This is a genomic window from Dyella silvatica (genome assembly GCF_026283955.1).
Classification (GTDB): Bacteria; Pseudomonadota; Gammaproteobacteria; order Xanthomonadales; family Rhodanobacteraceae; genus Dyella_C; species Dyella_C silvatica.
Genome location: NZ_JAPDPE010000035.1, coordinates 1 through 18,549, shown reverse-complemented (window position 1 = coordinate 18,549; position 18,549 = coordinate 1). Strand labels below are relative to the sequence as shown.

16 protein-coding genes and 1 tRNA gene are annotated in these 18,549 nt (G+C 60.4%); 9 read left to right on the top strand and 8 right to left on the bottom strand.

Annotated features, from left to right (window positions below):
• The first annotated feature begins 55 nt into the window (after positions 1-55).
• Positions 56-1,075, top strand: coding sequence for a Gfo/Idh/MocA family oxidoreductase (locus OUZ52_RS09090; RefSeq protein ID WP_266158068.1), 1,020 nt, complete (start codon positions 56-58; stop codon positions 1,073-1,075).
• An 87-nt stretch (positions 1,076-1,162) separates the two neighbouring features.
• Here OUZ52_RS09090 and OUZ52_RS09085 read toward each other — a convergent pair whose 3' ends face one another.
• Positions 1,163-2,605: a catalase gene (locus tag OUZ52_RS09085; protein WP_266158067.1), complete on the bottom strand. Its 1,443-nt coding sequence runs from the start codon at positions 2,603-2,605 to the stop codon at positions 1,163-1,165.
• 346 nt (positions 2,606-2,951) lie between these two features.
• Here OUZ52_RS09085 and OUZ52_RS09080 point away from each other — a divergent pair, with 346 nt between their 5' ends.
• Entirely contained in the window at positions 2,952-3,935 is a 984-nt protein-coding gene (locus tag OUZ52_RS09080) for a TolB-like translocation protein (RefSeq protein ID WP_266158066.1), read from the top strand.
• An 18-nt stretch (positions 3,936-3,953) separates the two neighbouring features.
• Here the strand turns inward: OUZ52_RS09080 and OUZ52_RS09075 are convergent, their stop codons facing one another.
• Complete coding sequence (locus OUZ52_RS09075; RefSeq protein WP_266158065.1) at positions 3,954-4,556, bottom strand: TetR/AcrR family transcriptional regulator; 603 nt, start codon at positions 4,554-4,556, stop codon at positions 3,954-3,956.
• A gap of 120 nt (positions 4,557-4,676) precedes the next feature.
• Here OUZ52_RS09075 and OUZ52_RS09070 point away from each other — a divergent pair, with 120 nt between their 5' ends.
• Complete coding sequence (locus OUZ52_RS09070) at positions 4,677-5,306, top strand: glutathione S-transferase family protein (protein WP_266158064.1); 630 nt, start codon at positions 4,677-4,679, stop codon at positions 5,304-5,306.
• Between the two features lie 76 nt (positions 5,307-5,382).
• Here OUZ52_RS09070 and mutS read toward each other — a convergent pair whose 3' ends face one another.
• Positions 5,383-7,893, bottom strand: a complete 2,511-nt coding sequence (mutS, locus tag OUZ52_RS09065; protein ID WP_266158063.1) for a DNA mismatch repair protein MutS — start codon at positions 7,891-7,893, stop codon at positions 5,383-5,385.
• 135 nt (positions 7,894-8,028) lie between these two features.
• Here mutS and OUZ52_RS09060 point away from each other — a divergent pair, with 135 nt between their 5' ends.
• The 6 genes from OUZ52_RS09060 (at position 8,029) to OUZ52_RS09035 (ending at position 13,613) form a co-directional block, all read left to right on the top strand.
• Positions 8,029-8,538 (top strand): CinA family protein, encoded by a 510-nt coding sequence (locus tag OUZ52_RS09060; protein WP_266158062.1) that lies wholly within the window; start codon positions 8,029-8,031, stop codon positions 8,536-8,538.
• Positions 8,539-8,661: 123 nt separating this feature from the next.
• On the top strand, positions 8,662-9,696 hold the full coding sequence (gene recA, locus OUZ52_RS09055) for a recombinase RecA (protein ID WP_266158061.1): 1,035 nt from the start codon (positions 8,662-8,664) through the stop codon (positions 9,694-9,696).
• A gap of 90 nt (positions 9,697-9,786) precedes the next feature.
• A complete protein-coding gene (locus OUZ52_RS09050; RefSeq protein ID WP_266158060.1) occupies positions 9,787-10,281 on the top strand; it encodes a regulatory protein RecX in 495 nt (164 codons plus the stop codon).
• A gap of 63 nt (positions 10,282-10,344) precedes the next feature.
• Entirely contained in the window at positions 10,345-12,984 is a 2,640-nt protein-coding gene (alaS, locus tag OUZ52_RS09045) for an alanine--tRNA ligase (RefSeq protein ID WP_266158059.1), read from the top strand.
• Positions 12,985-13,237: 253 nt separating this feature from the next.
• Positions 13,238-13,444, top strand: a complete 207-nt coding sequence (gene csrA, locus OUZ52_RS09040) for a carbon storage regulator CsrA (RefSeq protein WP_114847253.1) — start codon at positions 13,238-13,240, stop codon at positions 13,442-13,444.
• Between the two features lie 76 nt (positions 13,445-13,520).
• Positions 13,521-13,613: transfer RNA gene (locus OUZ52_RS09035), tRNA-Ser, on the top strand.
• 434 nt (positions 13,614-14,047) lie between these two features.
• Here OUZ52_RS09035 and OUZ52_RS09030 read toward each other — a convergent pair.
• The 5 genes from OUZ52_RS09030 to OUZ52_RS09010 all read right to left on the bottom strand — a co-directional run.
• Positions 14,048-14,929 carry an alpha/beta hydrolase gene (locus OUZ52_RS09030; protein ID WP_266158058.1) on the bottom strand — a complete coding sequence of 294 codons (882 nt, stop codon included), beginning with the start codon at positions 14,927-14,929 and terminating at the stop codon, positions 14,048-14,050.
• Between the two features lie 104 nt (positions 14,930-15,033).
• Complete coding sequence (locus OUZ52_RS09025) at positions 15,034-15,762, bottom strand: UDP-2,3-diacylglucosamine diphosphatase (RefSeq protein ID WP_266158057.1); 729 nt, start codon at positions 15,760-15,762, stop codon at positions 15,034-15,036.
• A gap of 8 nt (positions 15,763-15,770) precedes the next feature.
• Positions 15,771-16,514 (bottom strand): peptidylprolyl isomerase, encoded by a 744-nt coding sequence (locus tag OUZ52_RS09020; protein WP_266158056.1) that lies wholly within the window; start codon positions 16,512-16,514, stop codon positions 15,771-15,773.
• 54 nt (positions 16,515-16,568) lie between these two features.
• On the bottom strand, positions 16,569-18,086 hold the full coding sequence (locus OUZ52_RS09015; protein ID WP_266158055.1) for a Ppx/GppA phosphatase family protein: 1,518 nt from the start codon (positions 18,084-18,086) through the stop codon (positions 16,569-16,571).
• A 135-nt stretch (positions 18,087-18,221) separates the two neighbouring features.
• On the bottom strand, positions 18,222-18,549 hold a 328-nt coding region (locus OUZ52_RS09010), incomplete at its 5' end, for a polyphosphate kinase (protein ID WP_266158054.1).

Below are 18,549 nucleotides of genomic sequence, written 5' to 3'. Positions count from 1 at the left end.
GCCCTATACACATGAACCACAGGCACTCGACATCCTCGCAAGCAGAGAACCCCACATGAGCAAGATTCTGCGCATCGGCCTGGCTGGTCTGGGCCGCCTCGGTCGTCGCTATGCCGAAAACCTGGCACGCAGCGTGCCGCGTGCACGCCTGGATGCAGTGTGCAGCCCGATCGAAGAAGAGCAGCAATGGGCGCGCGACGCGCTGGCGGTGTCGCGCAGCTATGCCGATTACACAGCAATGTTGGCCGACGCCGAGCTGGACGCGGTATTCCTGGTAACGCCGACGTCGTTGCATGCCGAGCAGATCGAGCAGGCGCTGGATGCCGGCAAGCATGTGTTTTGCGAGAAGCCGTTATCGCTGGATCTGCCGACGTGTCGTCGCGTGGTGGAGCATGCCAGACAACATCCGGTGCACCGTGCCATGGTAGGTTTCGTGCGACACTTCGATGCCAGTTATCGCGAGGCCAAGGCGCATATCGAGGCGGGCGGTATCGGCAAGCCTTTCATGGTGTATTCGCAGACCGCCGATTTACTCGATCCCAGCGGAGCCTTCGTCAAGTTCGCGCCGTCCAGCGGCGGTTTGTTCCTTGATTGCAGCGTGCACGATATCGATCTCGCGCGCTGGTTGCTGGGCCGCCCGGCGGCCAAGCGGGTTTATGCGATCGGCACGGTGGCGATGTATCCGCCATTGGAGGCTATCGGCGATATCGACAATGGTGCTGCTGTTTGTGAATTCGTCGATGGCAGCATGGCGATGTTTTATGCCTCGCGGACCCAGGCCCATGGCCACGATACCCACACCGACATCATCGGCACCGCGGGCAAGCTGAGCGTGGGGCGCAATCCACGGCTGGACCGGCTGGAAATCGCCGACGCCTATGGCGTACGCAGCCTGTCCACGCCCAGTTTTTTCGAGCGTTTCAGCGAGGCGTTCCACGCGCACTGCGTGCATTTTGTCGATGCGGTGCTCGATGGCACGCCGTTCGATCTGACGCTGGAGGATGCCGCCGAGGCGACCCGTATCGCCATCGCCTTGCGCGAGTCGCGGCAAACTGGTCAGCCCGTCGCGCTGTAGTGCCACGAAAAAAGCCCCGGCATGCTGTGCCGGGGCTTTTGCTGGCTTGTTCACCAGCCGAATTGGCTAGTCGCGCTCAGCGTTTACTCAGAGCTTGAGCCCCAACGCTTTTGCCACGCCTTCGGCATAAGCCTTGTCGGCTTTGGCGAAGTGACCCAGCTGCCGGCGCACGATTTCTTCGGGTACGCCGTGCATCGCCGCGGCAATATTGCCGAACAATTGCTGCTTCTGGTCGGCGCTCATCAGGCGGAACAGATCGCCAGCCTGGCTGTAGTCATCGTTGCCATCGCGGTGGTTGTAGCGATCGGCGTCGCCGGAGATTTTCAGCGGCGGCTCTTTTACCGACGGATCTTCCACCGGGCCGCCGAACGAGTTGGGCTCGTAGTTGACGCTGCCGCCGCCGTTACCGTCGAAACGCATGGCGCCATCGCGATAATAGTTGTGCATCGGGCAACGCGGGCGGTTGACCGGCAACTGCTCGTGGTTGCCACCAAGGCGGTAACGCGCCGCATCGGCATACGAGAAGATGCGGAACTGCAGCATCTTGTCTGGGCTATGGCTGATTCCGGGTACCACGTTGGCCGGCGAGAAGCTCGATTGCTCGACCTCAGCGTGGTAGTTCTCTGGATTCTGATTGAGTTCCAGTACGCCCACTTCGATCAGCGGGTAGTCCTTGTGCGGCCAGATCTTGGTCAGGTCGAATGGGTTGTACGAGGTTTTCTCGGCATCGGCCTCTGGCATCACCTGCACGTACATGGTCCAGCGCGGGAACTCTTTGCGCTCGATCGCTTCGTACAAGTCACGCTGATGCGATTCGCGATCGTCACCGATGACTTTGGCCGCGTGCTCGTTGGTCCAGTTCTTGATGCCTTGCTGGGTCTTGAAATGGAATTTCACCCAGTGCCGCTCACCCGCCTCGTTCCAGAAACTGTAGGTGTGACTGCCGAAACCATCAATGTGACGCAGACTGGCGGGCAGGCCGCGGTCGCTCATCAAGATGGTGACTTGATGCAGCGATTCGGGCGACAGCGACCAGAAATCCCACATCGCCGTCGCATTGCGCATATTGCTGCGCGGATCACGCTTCTGCGTATGGATGAAGTCAGGAAATTTATACGGGTCACGCACAAAAAATACCGGCGTGTTGTTGCCGACCAGGTCCCAATTGCCTTCTTCGGTATAGAACTTCAAAGCGAAGCCGCGTACGTCGCGTTCGGCGTCGGCCGCGCCACGTTCACCAGCCACGGTAGAGAAACGCAGCAACAACGGGGTTTTGCTGCCCGGCTTGAATACCTTGGCCAGTGAGTAACGGGTGATGTCGTGGGTAATGCTTAGCGTGCCGAGCGCCGCCGAACCCTTGGCATGCACCACGCGCTCGGGAATGCGCTCGCGGTTGAAATGAGCGTGCTTTTCGAACAGTTGATGATCCTGCACCAGCAGCGGGCCACGCGGGCCGGCGGTGAGGCTGTTCTGATTGTCGGAAATCGGCGCGCCTGCGGCGGTAGTGAGGGTTTTGCGATCGCTGCTCATGGCTGGGTTCCTTGCTGGCTACTGAGTGACAAAGGGGGCTGGCGACGGGGTGCGAGGGTCAATGTACGCATATGAAGGCATGGAGTGAATTCGATTGATTCAATCTAGTTCATAGTCAGTGGCTATCAATAGCTTGTTCTCTGCCTGCTGGTGCCTATAGATGGGCTGGCTGCGCGGTGAATTCGATCAGGGTAACGACCGGGTCGTATGCACAGAGTTCACGACCGGCATGGCTGAGACCTCGGATGGATCGGAGTAGGGGGAACGAATGGCATATGCAATGGCAGGCGATGTGCAAGAGGATGCGCACTTCGCGCAGCAGCAGGGCGCATCGAGGAGTCGGTAGATGATGTTGTTCAACAGACTTGGTTCGGCACTCTTGATCGCCCTGGCATTGACGGCGGCCTCTGCGGCCTCTGCGGGTGAGCTGTTTGGTTCCGGGGTGGTCTCGACCGGGCTGCAGGAGACATCGGCAACGTTCACGCCGGATGGTAATACCCTTTATTTCATGCGTTCGGATTTCAGCGAATCGGATACGACGATTCTCGAGTCGCATCGCCATGGCACGACATGGTCGACGCCGCAGGTGGCCTCGTTTTCAGGTGAATGGCATGACTCGGAGCCAGCCCTGTCGCCGGATGGCAAGCGCTTGTTTTTCGTCTCTAACCGGCCGGTCAAGCCCGGTGATGCACCGCTGCTGGCCGAGATGGGCGGCCAGCATTTTTCCGGTGCCAACCTCTGGTACGTAGAGCGTCAAAAGGACGGAAGCTGGGGTGCGCCGGTACATATCGATGGCGAATTGAATCGTGTGCCGATGGTTTACAACCCGTCGGTGGCCAAGAACGGCAACCTGTATTTTTCCGCCCATCGCGAAGATGCCGGCAACGCTTATCAGATCTACGTGGCGAAGCGTCGTGGCGACGGTTTTGCCGCGCCGGAGCGACTGGATCTTGGCGATATCAAGAACAACCGGATGGATCCGGGTATCGATCCCGATGAGCGTTATCTGGTGTATGCCGGTGATGAGGGCGATTCGCTGGGTCGGGCCGATATCTACATCGTGTTTCGCCAGCCCGATGGGCACTGGGGTAAACCCGAACACCTGGGTGGCGATGTGAACAGCGCGGCGCTGGAAAATGCGCCTTCGCTGGGGCGAGCTTTTGGCGAACTGTATGTATCGAGTTCGCGTCGCGATGAAATGCATTTTCCCAAGCCGCGCGATAGCTACGAGTCGATGCAGAAAACGCTGAACTCGCCGTTGAATGGCTCACGCAATATCTGGCGTTTCGATATTTCCGATGTACTGCGCCAGCACGGTATCGATCGTTGATAGGTTGCTGATCGGCGTTTAGCCGATCAGCTCCAAAGCGAGCGCCTGAGTAGCTTCGCGGATTTCGTTGCGAAATGCTTCGTCGTCGAAAGTGCGGGCCAGCACCATGCCGCCGACACATAGCGCCGCGACGGCGAGCCCTCGTTGACGTGCCTTGTCCGCTGGCCGTTCATCGGGCTGATCCGCGGGCAGGCCACAGGCAAAAATGCCCGCCATGCGCTCGAGCAGGTTGTGATAAGCCTGTTTCACGCGTGGACTGGCCCTGGCCGCGTCAGAGGGTAGGGCGATCATCGGGCAATGGTTATCGATATCGTCCAGATGTGAACGCGACAAATAGGCGCGGATCATTTGTTGAGCAAAGGCCTTGCCACGTTGTGAGGGGTCAAAGTCCACCTCTTCCCAGCGATCGGCGGGATTGAAGTTCTGGTAGGCATTGACCGCTTCGGTGAACAAATCTTCCTTGGTCTTGAAGTGGTTGTAGAAGCCGCCGCGAGTGAGGCCGGCATGGCCCATGATTTCGTCGATAGAGACGCTGACAAAGCCCTTGCGATTGAACAGTTCGCGTGCGCATTCCACGATGCGTTCCCGTGTTTTCTGCTTGTGCTCGGTGGTGTAAGGCATGGTTCGCTCCCGGTGACCGCATAAGCCTAGCGGGTCATCAGAATATGTTCTTGAACATATGTTGCTTGCTGACAAACTGGCCAGGATTACTTCACGTCAGTTCCCTCAGGAGATAGCTGTATGAAGCTTTACTACTCAGAAACGCTCAATCCGCGCAAGGCTTGTGCGGTCGCTAAATACCTCGGTTCGCCGGTGGATTTTGTACGGGTTGACCTGGCTCGCGGCGAGCACATGAAAGCGGATTACCTGGCGCAGAATCCCAATGGCAAAACACCCTTGCTGATCGATGGCGATCTGCGGCTGTGGGAGAGTGCGGCGATCATGACGCATCTTGCAGTGAAGGCCGGCTCGGATCTGTGGCCGCGCGATAGTGCTCAGCAGGTGGAAGTGATGCGTTGGTTGTCGTGGGATTTATCGCATTTTTCGCGTCATGGCGGCATGCTGTATTTCGAGAACTACATCAAACAGCTTTTGGGCTTGGGCGATACGGATGCGCATGCTGTGGCGGAAGCGAACAAGTTCTTCAAGCGCTTTGCCGGCGTGCTCGATGCCCATCTGGCCAACCGCCGCTATTTGGTGGCGGAGAAACTCAGCATTGCCGATTTTGCGGTGGCTACCGCGCTGCCATGGGCGAAAGAGGCTAAGCTGCCGTTGGAAGGCTTTAATCATGTGATTCGTTGGCACGATCAGCTAATGGAGCTGCCAGCATGGCGTGAGCCTTTTCCAACCCCGGTTCCAGTTGCGGCTTGATTTTGCCGGTAAGGGACGAGGGTTTTACGGCACACCCTCCCCCCAATCCCTGGGGGAGGGTTTTGTTGCCTCGCTGTTAAAGCAACGCTTTCAGCCGATATAGCGCTTCCAGCGCCTCGCGCGGTGCCATGGCGTCGGGGTCGATCGACTCTAGCGCCCGCTCAACCGCCGAAGGTGCCGCTGGGGCGAACAGACCCAGTTGCGGCGAGCTATCGGCCGTGCTGGCATGGGTAGTCGCGGCGTGCGCATGCATGCCGCGTTCCAGCTCGGCCAGGGTGCGCCGCGCATCGGCTATCACTGATTTCGGCAGGCCGGCCAACGCGGCGACTTGCAGGCCGAAACTGCGATTGGCGGGGCCTTCCTTCACCGCATGCATAAACACCAGTTGCTCGCCGTATTCGACCGCATCCAGGTGCACATTGGCGATACTGGTGTATTCGCTGGCTAGTTCGGTCAGCTCGAAATAATGCGTGGCAAACAAGGTGTAGGCACGGCTGGTTGCGGCCAAATGGACGGCCGCGGCACGTGCCAGTGACAGGCCGTCATAGGTGCTGGTGCCACGACCGACTTCGTCCATCAAGACCAGACTGTGTTCGGTGGCATTGTGCAGGATGTTGGCGGTTTCGCTCATTTCCACCATGAAGGTGGATTGGCCACGTGAAAGATCGTCGCCGGCGCCGATGCGGGTGAATACCCGGTCGATCGGCCCGATCACCAGCATGCGGCGATGATTGTCGTCGAGGCGCAAGTCATTCGGCTCAAATGGTTCGTCGCGGACCTTCTCGACTACCGGATGGCGGCCGCGCTCGATGGCGATGCCTGGCTCATCGGTTAACTCCGGTGCGCTCCAGTCCAGGGTGCCGGCGCGCTCAGCCAGATTGGCCAGCACGTCGAGTTCGGCCATGGCATTGGCGGCGGCCTTCAGCGGCTCGAGTTTTTCCGTAAGGGTGTCGAGCAGGGCTTCGTAAAGCGCGCGTTCGCGCATCAGCGAACGCTCTTTGGCCGATAGCACTTTGTCTTCGAAGTTTTTCAGCTCTTCGGTGATGTAGCGCTCGGCGTTCTTGGTGGTTTGACGGCGCGTGTAATGCGTGGGGGCCTTGTCGGATTGCCCCTTGCTGATCTCGATATAGTAACCGTGCACACGGTTGTAGCCGACTTTGAGCGTGCTGATGCCGCTGGCGGCTTTTTCGCGTTCTTCCAGCTCGACCAGATACTGATCGGCGTGGGTGGACAGGCGACGCAATTCATCGAGCTCGGCATCGTAGCCATCGGCGATCACGCCGCCATCGCGCTGCAATACCGGCGGCTGCGCCACAATGGCGCGATCGAGCAGGGCGGCGCTGTCGGCATGGTCGCCAATGGATTCGACCAAGGCATGCAGCAACGGGCTGTCCAAGGCGGCGATGCGTGCGCGTAAGGCGGGCGCCGCGGCCAGGCCGTCACGCAGTGTGGACAGGTCGCGAGGGCGCGCTGAACGCAGCGCGATGCGGGCGAGGATGCGTTCCAGGTCGCCAATGCCGCGCAGTTGCTCACGCAAACCTTCGTAGCAACGGTTATCGATCAGTGTGCCGATCGCCTGATGACGCCGACGCAGCAAATCACGCGAACGCAGCGGACGATTCAACCAACGGCGCAGCAGGCGCGCGCCCATCGGGGTGACGGTTTCGTCCAGTACGCCCAGCATGGTGTGTTCGGTGCGGCCACTAGGGTGAGTGTCCAGCTCCAGATTGCGGCGGGTGGCGGCATCCAGTGCAATGGTTTCGCTGGCGCTTTCCAGCGCCATGCCGGAGATGTGCGGCAGCGCGCTTTTTTGGGTTTCTTCGACATAGCCGAGCAGACAGCCTGCGGCGGCGATGGCTAGCGACAAGCTTTCCACGCCGAAACCACCGAGATCGTGTGTACCGAAAAAGCGATTCAGCTCGCGCCGGGCGGCATCTGCGTCGAAATGCCACGGTGCCCGTTTGCGCAAGCCGGGCAAGCTGCTGACCAGCTTTGGCCAGGCGACGTCTTCGCCGACCAGGGTTTCCGCGGGCTGCAGCCGCGCCAGCTCGGCGGCGAGCGCCTCGGCGCTGGGTACCTCGCTGAGCAGGAAGCGGCCGCTGGATAAGTCGACCCAGGCCAGGCCATAGGCCCCGGCTGGCCCGGCGGCGATAGCCAGTAGCAGGTTGTCGCGGCGCTCTTCCAGCAGCGCGGCATCGGTGACCGTGCCGGGCGTGACGATACGCACCACTTTGCGCTCAACCGGGCCTTTCGAGGTGGCCGGGTCGCCAATCTGTTCACAGATAGCCACCGACTCGCCCAGCCGGACCAATCGCGCCAGATAATTTTCTGCGGCGTGATACGGCACGCCAGCCATTGGAATCGGCTGGCCGCCCGATTGCCCACGCTGAGTCAGGGTGATATCGAGCAGTCGCGCCGCTTTGCGTGCGTCGTCATAGAACAGCTCGTAGAAGTCGCCCATGCGGAAAAACAGCAGCACGTCGGGATGCGTTGCCTTGGTAGCCAGGTATTGCCGCATGAACGGCGTGTGTTCCTTCACCGGATGAGTTGGGGCGGCATCGGTGTGAAGGGGGGCAGAATCGTTCATGTATCCAGGCTGGCGAGGGTGAGCTGCGTATTGTGGTTCACCCTCGCCGGGTTTGCACGGCGTAGGCAGCGCAGACAGCTGCGGCGATTTCCGCTACAACCATGTCTATCCCCGTTGACTTATCTGGTCCCCACGATGTCTGTGCTTGCCCATGTTCCTACCGATGCTGATTTAGAGTCCCTTGCTCAGGCGCTGGGCGTGCTGTTGCGCACTTCGCGTGAACGCCTGGTTACCGCAGAAAGCTGCACTGGCGGCTGGATTGCCAAGGCGGCGACGGATATCGCCGGTTCCTCCGATTGGTTCGATTGCGGCATCGTCGCCTATAGCTACGAGGCCAAGCAGGCGCTGCTTGGCGTGCGCCCGCAAACACTTGAAGTGCATGGGGCGGTAAGCCGTGAGACGGCGATGGAAATGGTTTCCGGCGCACTGGTCACCGGGGCCGGCGTGGCCGTGGCGGTTACTGGTATTGCAGGCCCTGGCGGCGGCAGTGAAGACAAGCCGGTAGGCACGGTATGGATCGCCTGGAAGCGTCGAGGCGGCTATGCCCGCGCGGAAGTGTTTCTTTTTGCTGGTGATCGTGATGCTGTGCGGCGACAGACAGTGGCGCAGGCGCTCGTCGGCGTGAGGGATATGCTGACGGCATAATCAGCCTGCGCCAGCTGCCCCGGCCCGGCAATGTGGGATACTTTGCAATCAGCAGGTCGCAGCCCGTGAGATTCACTCCGGGCATCATGCATTCCATTCACAGCCACTCCAGGATTCACGACGATGGATGACAACAAGCGCAAGGCGCTCTCTTCCGCTCTCGGCCAGATCGAAAAGCAGTTCGGCAAGGGTGCCGTCATGCGTTTAGGTGACCGCGTCGGCGAGGCAATCGATACCGTCTCCACCGGTTCGCTGGGCCTGGATATTGCCCTTGGCATCGGCGGCCTGCCACGTGGCCGCGTGGTTGAGATCTACGGCCCGGAATCGTCCGGTAAAACCACCCTGACCCTGCAAGTCATCGCAGCCTGCCAGAAGGCCGGCGGCACGGCGGCGTTCGTCGATGCCGAGCACGCCCTGGATCCGAGCTATGCCGAAAAGCTGGGCGTCAATGTGGACGATTTGCTGGTTTCGCAGCCCGATACCGGCGAGCAGGCGCTGGAAATCGCCGACATGCTGGTGCGTTCTGGCGCGGTAGACGTGGTGGTGGTCGACTCGGTCGCCGCGCTGACGCCGAAGGCCGAAATCGAAGGCGAAATGGGTGATTCCCACGTCGGTCTGCATGCTCGCCTGATGAGCCAGGCTTTGCGCAAGCTCACCGCCAACATCAAGAAATCGAACTGCCTGGTGATCTTCATCAATCAGATTCGTATGAAGATCGGCGTGATGTTCGGCAGCCCGGAAACCACCACCGGCGGTAATGCCTTGAAGTTCTATGCTTCGGTGCGCCTGGACATTCGCCGCATTGGCGCGGTGAAGAAGGGCGACGAGGTGATCGGTTCGGAAACGCGCGTCAAGGTGGTAAAGAACAAGGTGGCGCCGCCATTCCGTCAGGCGGAGTTCGAAATCCTGTACGGCGAAGGCACCTCGCGCGAAGGCGAAATCATCGAGCTGGGCGTGGCGCAGAACCTGATCGACAAATCGGGCGCCTGGTACAGCTACAAGGGCGATCGCATCGGCCAGGGCAAGGAAAACGTGCGCCAGTTCCTGCGCGACAACCCCGCCATTGCCAACGAGGTCGACCTTGAGCTGCGCAAGCGCTTGTTGGTGACTGGCGGCAAGGGTGCCTCAGCGTCGGAAGAGGTTCTTGCCGAAGCGTAAGTCCTGGCTTGCTTGCCCGATCTCGCTGCGGGGTAGGGGCGAGCCCCTGCTGGCTAGCCCTCTCATCTTCGTGCGGAACAGCTCAACCCCATGAGCCGGCAACGCGACAAATCGGGTGATGAAAAATCCAAGCCCAGCGCTTATGACAAGGCGCTGGGCTTGCTTGCGCGTCGGGAACACTCCCGCCGTGAGCTGAAGCTGAAGCTGCGCCAGCGTGGTTATGAGGGTGAAGAGGCCGGGGCGGCTTTGGACCGGCTGGGTGAGCAGCGCTATCAGGATGACGACCGCTTTGCCGAGGCGCTGGTGCGTAACCGTTCGTCCCAGGGCTATGGCCCGCAACGGCTGCGTGCTGAGCTGAAAAGCCACGGGCTGTCCGATGCCCGCATTCGCGAGTTGCTGGATGCCGCCGAAATCGACTGGACCGCCTTGGCCGCAGCTCAATTGCGCCGCCGTTATGGCAGTGCCGCCAGCGCCGACCCAGCCGAACGCGTGCGCCGGGCGCAATTTCTCTTGCGTAGAGGCTTTGCCGCCGCCACAGTACGGAATGTTACCCACGCCGAAGTTGACGAAGCTGCTGACGATTGATCGCGGTACCGTCATGGCGTGGCCTTCGCAGCTATCCGCCACGATTCGTATGACTCATTCCGCATGAAAACCGCCGAAATCCGTTCGACCTTCCTCGATTACTTCCGCTCTCAAGGCCACACCATTGTGCCGTCCAGCTCGCTGGTGCCTGCGAGCGATCCGACTTTGTTGTTCACTAACTCGGGCATGGTGCCGTTCAAAAATGTGTTTCTCGGCAGCGAGAAACCCGGTTATGTGCGCGCCGCCGATGTGCAGCGCTGCCTGCGCGCCGGTGGCAAGCACAACGATCTAGACGCCGTGGGCTATACCGCGCGCCATCACACGTTTTTCGAGATGCTCGGCAACTGGTCGTTTGGCGACTATTTCAAGCGCGATGCGATCCGCTACGCCTGGGAGTTGCTCACTGAGGTCTTCAAGCTGCCGAAAGACAAGCTCTGGGTTACCGTCTACCACACGGATGACGAGGCCTACGACCTTTGGCACAAAGAGGTCGGCGTGCCTGCCGACCACATCGTGCGGATCGGCGACAACAAGGGGGCGCCTTATGCGTCCGACAATTTCTGGCAGATGGCCGATACCGGCCCCTGCGGTCCGTGCACTGAAATTTTCTACGATCACGGCGCGGATGTTGCCGGTGGTCCGCCCGGTTCGCCGGATGAAGATGGCGACCGCTACATCGAAATCTGGAACCTGGTGTTCATGCAGTTCGATCGTGCGCCGGACGGCACGCTATCTCCACTGCCGGCGCCATGCGTGGATACCGGCATGGGTCTTGAACGCCTGGCCGCCGTGCTGCAGCACGTGCATTCCAACTACGAAATCGATTTGTTCGCGCATCTGATCCGGGTGGCGGGTCAGCTGACCAAGACCGACGATCTGGCGAACAAATCGCTGCGCGTGATTGCCGATCACATTCGCGCTTGCTCCTTCTTGATAGTCGACGGCGTATTACCGTCCAACGAGGGCCGTGGCTACGTGCTGCGGCGGATTATCCGCCGTGCTTTGCGCCATGGCTGGATGCTTGGCGTGCGTGGCGATTTTTTCTGGGAGATGGTGCAACCGCTGGTCGAAGAGATGGGCGATGCCTATCCTGAACTTGCCGCCAAGCAGGCCTTTGTCGAAGAGGCCTTGCGGGCGGAGGAGCTGCGTTTCGGCGAAACGCTGGAGAACGGCATGCGCTTGTTCGACGCCGTTGCCGGCAAAGCCGAGAAGACCATTCCCGGCGTCGATGCGTTTCGTCTCTACGATACCTATGGTTTTCCAGTTGACTTGACTGCGGATATCGCACGTGAGCGCGGCCTGTCCGTGGATATGGACGGCTTCGAGCAGGCCATGAAGGAGCAGCAGGAGCGAAGTCGCGAAGGCGGCCGCTTCGAGGCCAAGGGCCTGATGCCGGCTGAGCTGGCCAGTCAATTGAAACCCACGGTATTTCTTGGTTACGAGTCGTTGATCGGTCAGGGACGCAAGGTCGTCGGTATCGTTCGCGCGGGGCAGCAGATCGACCATCTGGTCGAGGGTGAAGAGGGGCTGGTTATTCTTGACGGTACCCCGTTTTATGCCGAATCGGGTGGTCAGGTAGGCGATGCCGGCGCGTTGTCGAATGCCGCGGGTCGCTTGACTGTCGCCGACACGATGAAGATGGGCGGCGTGTTCTTCGGGCACGCTGGCCGCTGGCAGGGGGCGCAGCCGTTGCGCACCGGCGATACGGTTGACGCAAGTGTGGATGCCTGCCGTCGCCAGGCGATTGTGTTGAATCATTCAGCCACCCATTTGCTGCATGCGGCTTTGCGTAAAGTGCTGGGTGAACATGTGTCGCAGAAGGGCTCGCTGGTTGCTGCTGAGCGCCTGCGCTTCGACTTTTCGCATTTTAAGCCGATGAGTCGCGATGAGTTGGCGCAGGTCGAGTTGATGGTCAACGACGAAGTGCGTCGCAACGTGTTGGCCGAAGTACATCAAATGGGCTACGACCAGGCGATCGATTTCGGTGCGATGGCCTTGTTCGGCGAAAAATACGGCGACGAAGTGCGCGTATTGAAGATGGGTGATTTCTCTACCGAATTGTGCGGCGGCACGCATGTTGGCCGCACCGGCGATATCGGTTTGTTCAAGATCATCAGCGAGGCCGGCGTGGCATCCGGGGTGCGCCGTATCGAAGCGGTGACCGGTGCGGACGCCCTGGCCTATGTGGCCGACGAAGAGCGTCGCTTAAGCGAGCTGTCGCAGTTGCTCTCCAGCAACGGTGACGATGCCATCGACAAGCTGCGCCAGTTGTTCGATAAGCAGAAAAAACTAGAGCGTGAACTGGAGTCTCTACGCGCCAAGGCCGCTGGTTCAGCCACGGCAGACCTCGCCACCGCGGCGCATGAAATCGACGGCATCAAGATCATCTCCGCCCGACTGGAAGGATTGGATGCCAAGGCTTTGCGCGACAGCGTCGATCAACTTAAACAGCAACTGGTTGATTGCGTCGTGCTGTTGGCGGGAGCCACCGACGGACGCGTTTCGCTGGTAGCTGGCGTTCATGGAAAGGCGTTGGGCCGGGTCAAGGCTGGCGAAGTGGTGGCCCACGTGGCCGCACAGATCGACGGCAAAGGCGGTGGACGCCCCGATATGGCGCAGGGCGGCGGTACCGATTCGCCCGCGTTACCCGGTGTGCTGGCGAGCCTGCCCGCCTGGGTCGGCGCACAAATGCATGGCTTATAACTTGGTGAATAAGTGTTTCTGTTCGGGCGGGAACGCATTGCATAGGGCGCTTCCGCTCGGCTAGTATCGTCCGAATGTCGGCCCACTGGTTGCGGTGTGCCGCCCGGCAAAATGTCTCCCGGGACATTTTGTCTGTGAGCCGGGGAGGGCCTTGCGCCTTCGAAGGAAAATTCGGACAGCCAGGCGGTGATGCTCAGGGGTGAGGCATCGCGGGTTGCTGGCCTTGACCAATAGCATTCATGGAGTGGCAAACATGTTGATTCTGACCCGCAGGGTCGGTGAAACCTTGATGATTGGTGACGAGGTGACCGTTACCGTCTTGGGTGTGAAGGGCAATCAGGTGCGTATCGGCATCAATGCTCCGAAAACCGTGGCCGTGCATCGTGAAGAGATCTTTGACAAGATCAAGAACGAGCGCGAACAGGGTGGCAGTACTCCTGGCAACACTGGCGAGCACTGACTATCAATTAAGGCTTTACCTTGATCGCGCCGGTCAGTATGCTTACCGGCTCCGCAGCAATGCGGAATAACAAATCGGAGAGATGCCCGAGTGGCCGAAGGGGCTCCCCTGCTAAGGGAGTATAGGGTCAAAAGCCTTATCGAGGGTTCGAATCCCTCTCTCTCCGCCAGATACGCAAAAAGCCCCCCTAGTGGGGCTTTTTGCGTATCTGGCGGAGAGACGGTGGTGGACGAACCCTCCGTTCGACGAACTTGTCAGGAACAAATTCGGACAGCCGCAGGCTGGCCCCGTAGCGCTCCGCGCGAAGGGGTGAGGCCCATGGAAGGGCCGAACAATCCCTCACGTCACGCAACCGGCAACTCCATCGCGCCGAGGCTTTTGCGTATGGCGGAGAGACGGTGGTGGACGAACCCTCCCGTTCGACGAATTTGTCAGGAACAACTTCGGACAGCCGAAGGCTGGCCCCGTAGCGCTCTGCGCGGAGGGGTGAGGCCCATGGAAGGGCCGAGCAATCCCTCGCGTGACGTAATCGATTACGACATCAGCGCTGGCATTTTTGCGTGTCTGGAGAAAAGTTATGGACGGCTGAAACAACGCCGCGATTTACTTTCTTTGCCGCAACCAAGCATCCAAAAAAGCCAGTACATGCACCGCGTAATCGTTACCAGCATGGCGATACAGGTCGACATGCTCCGCTCCATGCACGATCCACAGCTGCTTGGGTTTGGCTGCGGCAGTAAAGATCGATAGCGATTCATCCATGCGTGTATGGCGGTCGTGATCGCCTGCGATCAATAGCTTGGGCGCGGTGATATACGGAATCTTGTCGATAGGCCGTAGCTCTGCTGCAGAAATACCTAGGTGAGGCCGAAGCGTGGCGAGCAAGGCGGGTGCCAGCCATCGGCCCATGGCGCCTGCATGAAGTGCCAGGCGATCATTCAATGCTTGTTCGATAGTCGGATAGACCTGCTCCAATACCATCGCATCGACCTTGATGGCTGGCTCTGCAAGTAGGACAGCCGCTGCGCCCATCGACGTTGCGATGATGCCTATGCGTTCATGCGGGGCGAGTCGGCGCAATTGCTCGACGGCGGCTTGGGCATCTTGCGATTCGCGGTAACCGAAGCTGATCGCCTGCCCCTGGCTTTCGCCTGATGCCTGGAAATCAATCAGCAGGACGCTATAGCCCGCCGTCCGCAGGAGTCGGGCACGATCGAGCATGGATAGGCGATTGGCTCGTACGCCATGCAGCAGCAAGACCGCTCCATGTCCCGCTGTGCCTGCCATGAACCATCCATGGATAAGCGAGCCTGAGTTGCTGGCAAAGATCACTGGCTGGATGGGCAGATCGTCCGGCGGCGCGCCAATAGCGCGTTGGGCCGGGTGGATGAGCAGAAGTCCGGCGCTCCAGGCGCCAGCGATAGCAAGCGTCGCCATGGCCAGCACACCATAGGCGGCCCAGCACAACCGATTTCTCTTTTTCACCGCCGATCCCATGCCTGTGGCTTAGTTTCGGCCACTCAGCGCGTGAGCATGGGATGCGGATCGGCCTCGCAATCGGCCTTGGTGAGGAAGAACAGTGGCAATAGTCAGCCGGTGGGAAGGCCGTGTAGCTCGGTGGCTTCGGGGGTTACTCGCAATACGGATCCCTGCTCGTACCAGTCGCCAAGGACGATGCGCTCGGCTGCATGTCCGTCGAGTGCGAAACGATGGCTGGCTGGCCGATGAGTATGTCCATGGATCAGGCGGGTGATATTCGCTGCGCGCATGGTTTCAGCGACGGCATTCTGATTCACATCCATGATGGTTTCCATGGTGCTGCCGGTATGCGCGCGACTGTCTTCGCGAGCCTTGGCGGCAAACGCTCGGCGTGCTTCGAGCGACATGGACAGAATCTGTGCTTTCCATTGCGGGGTGCGCACTTGCTTGCGTACGGTTTGATAAGCGATGTCATCGGTGCATAGCAGATCGCCATGCATGAGCAACGTCGGGCGGCCGTATATGTCGTGCACCACGCCGTCCTCCAACAGCGTAAGGCCCGCGCGGCTGGCGAAATCCTCGCCCAGCAGAAAATCGCGGTTACCCACCATGAAATACACCGGCACGCCGCTATCGCTCAGTGCACGGGTGGCTAGGGCGATGCGTCGTGGCAGTTCGGCGTCATCATCGTCACCGATCCAGGCTTCGACCAGATCGCCAAGGATATACAGTGCATCAGCGTTGCGTGCTTCCTCGCTGGCGAGATAGCGCTCGAACAATCCGGTGATGTGTGGGCGGCTAGCGTCGAGATGAAGATCGGCAATGAACAGCGTGGTCATTTGCGGCGTCAATCCTTGGCTTTGGCACGCTTCTTAGCGGGTTTTGCAGGCATTGGAGCGGGAGCGCTGGATGCTGGCGCAGGCGCCTTGGTGCTGGAGGATGGGGGTGGCGCTTCTTCACCGACGACATTGGCGCTGTCGATCGCAATAAGCGGATTGGGCACATCCCCCGCAAACGGACCCAGGCCGCGGGTAGGTAGGGCGGCGATCTTGTCGACGACCTCCATGCCTTTTATCACTTTGCCGAACACGGCATAGCCCCAGGTCAGGCCGCTTTGATTGCCGACATAATCCAGCCGACGATTGTCGACCAGGTTGAAGAAAAACTGCGCGGTGCCTGAATTGGGATCGCCGCCACGTGCTACGGCGACGGATCCGCGCACGTTGGGCAGGCCATTGTCTGCTTCGCTGGGAATGGCGGAACGGGTGCGCTTGGGTTGCAAGTCACGGGTGTATAGGCCGCCCTGCACTAAATAGCCCGGAATAGCCCGATGAAACACCGTGCCATTGTAGAAACCATCGCGTATGTACTGCAGAAAATTCGCCGCGCTTTTCGGTGCCTTGTCGGGATACAGCTCCAGCGTGATATCGCCCTGCGATGTATGCAGCACCACTTGCGGGTGTGTAGTGGCTTCTGTCGTGGCGGTGGTCGCTGCAGGTTTTGCGGTCTGCGCGGTCAGCGCCATCGGCAGAATAAGCAGCAATAACGCGAATGAGAGTCGTGGCATGGCTAATTGGGCGGCTTGTGACATGCGGGCATGATACGCGGCTGCGCTGAGGGAACCTATTGGCGCGCAACGGAAGATTCAGATAGTGACCAGATCCAGTCGCGGCCCAAGCTCGGACATCGGCGCGCGCTCCTGCTCCAGGTCGGCCTCGGTCAGCGGGTGCTGCTCAAGCCACACGGCGGGCACTGCCAGACGTAGCCGTTGGCTGGTGGCGGTCAGGCGCATGGGCGGTAGCGATTCGGCCCGACGCGCCCGGCGAATCAGCACGGCCAGCCGCAGCAGCGCGGTGATATGGCGGGCCAGCAGGCGGTAACGCTGAGGCAGGGCGGAAAATAAGGTTTTATCCGGTTTACGTCGATGCGACTGGATGATCGCCGCCAGCAGCTGTTGCTCTTGACGCGAGAAGCCGGCCAGATCGGCATGGCGCAGGATGTAGGCGCCATGATGGTGATGCTGGCTATGCGCGATGGCCAGGCCGATTTCATGGACACGAGAGGCCCAGGACAGCCATTCGCGAGCCTCCAGGTCCATCTTCCAGGCTTTGGCCACTTGGTCGAACAATAGCAGCGCAGTCGATTCCACCCGGCGCGCCTGCGCGCGGTCTACGCCATAGCGCGCGGCCAGGGCATCGATACTGGCGGTACGCGGATCGCTGCCGCCGGCTCGGCCGAGCAGGTCCCACAACAGCCCCTCGCGCATCGAGCTTTCACAAATGCGCAGGCGCTCGATGCCAAGCGCGGCAAAGGCCGCTTCGAAAATTACCACGGCACCGGCAATGACCGGGGCGCGGTCTTCGGTGAGGCCGGGCAGCTTGAGCGTGCTGATCTGGCCTTGCTCGATCAGTGCTTCACGCAGCAGGGCCAAGGCAGCCGGGGTGATGCCGTCGTCAGAGAACTTCATTGCCTGGACGACCGAGCCGATAGCTTTGGCCGAGCCGGATGAGCCGTAGGCATCGAGCCAGCCAGCTTCGCGGTAATCCTCGGCGAACTGTTGCAATAACACGCCAATTTCACCGCGGGCGCGTTGCCAGCGTTTGCGGGTGATTTTGCCGCCGGGGAAAAAACGCAAGGTGGAAGCGATACAGCCGGCCTGCACGCTTTCAGTTTGCAGCGGGGCCAGGCCGCGGCCGATGATGAATTCGGTACTGCCGCCGCCGACATCGATAATGAGCCGGTTTTCACGCGAAGCGGGCAGGTCGTGCGCGGCGCCCAGGAAGATCAAACGGCCCTCTTCACGGCCGGAGACAATTTCTACCGGATGCCCCAAAGCCGCTTCGGCCGCGGTCAGGAAGGCCTGTGGCGATGCCAGGCGACGTACGGTGTTGGTCGCGACGGCACGAACGCGTATGGATGGCACGCCAGCGATGCGTTGACCGCAGCGGGCAAGGCAATTGAGTGCACGGGCGCGGTGCTCGGCATCGAGCGTGCCATCGGCGCGGAGGCCGGCAGCCATGCGCACGGTTTCGCGCAGGCGGTCGATGACGCGAGGCTCGCCGTGTTCCATACGGGCAACGACCATATGAAAGCTGTTGGAGCCCATGTCCACGGCGGCGATCAGCTCGCCGTCCTTGATCTGTATCTGATCGCCTTGGCTCATGCGTGAGCGTGAGGGCGAAGCTTTCATGGCTTCTTTTACTTGCCGCCGGTGCTGGCGCCGAGCCTGGATATGGTTGCTATGGCGCCATCGCGCAGCGACCTTCAGGGCAGGGTGAGGTGTTGTTCTTCGGTGGTTCTAGGCCCCTTTCAGGCAAAACTTGTCCAGCAGCGTTTGCTGTGCGTTGTGCGGCGCGGTGTCGCCAGGCTGCGCGCGGGTGTAATGACCGTCGCTGTTGAGCAGCCATGCCTGCGCGTTGTCGGCCAGGTAATTGGCCAGTGTCTCGTCATAAACCCGCTCGGCTAGTGCGGGGTCGAGAATCGGAAAGGCCACTTCGATACGCCGCATCAAATTGCGTTCCATCCAGTCGGCGCTGGCGCAGTAGGTTTCCGCCGAGCCATCGTTGGCAAACCAGTAAACCCGGCTATGTTCGAGAAAGCGCCCGACGATGGAGCGCACGCGAATG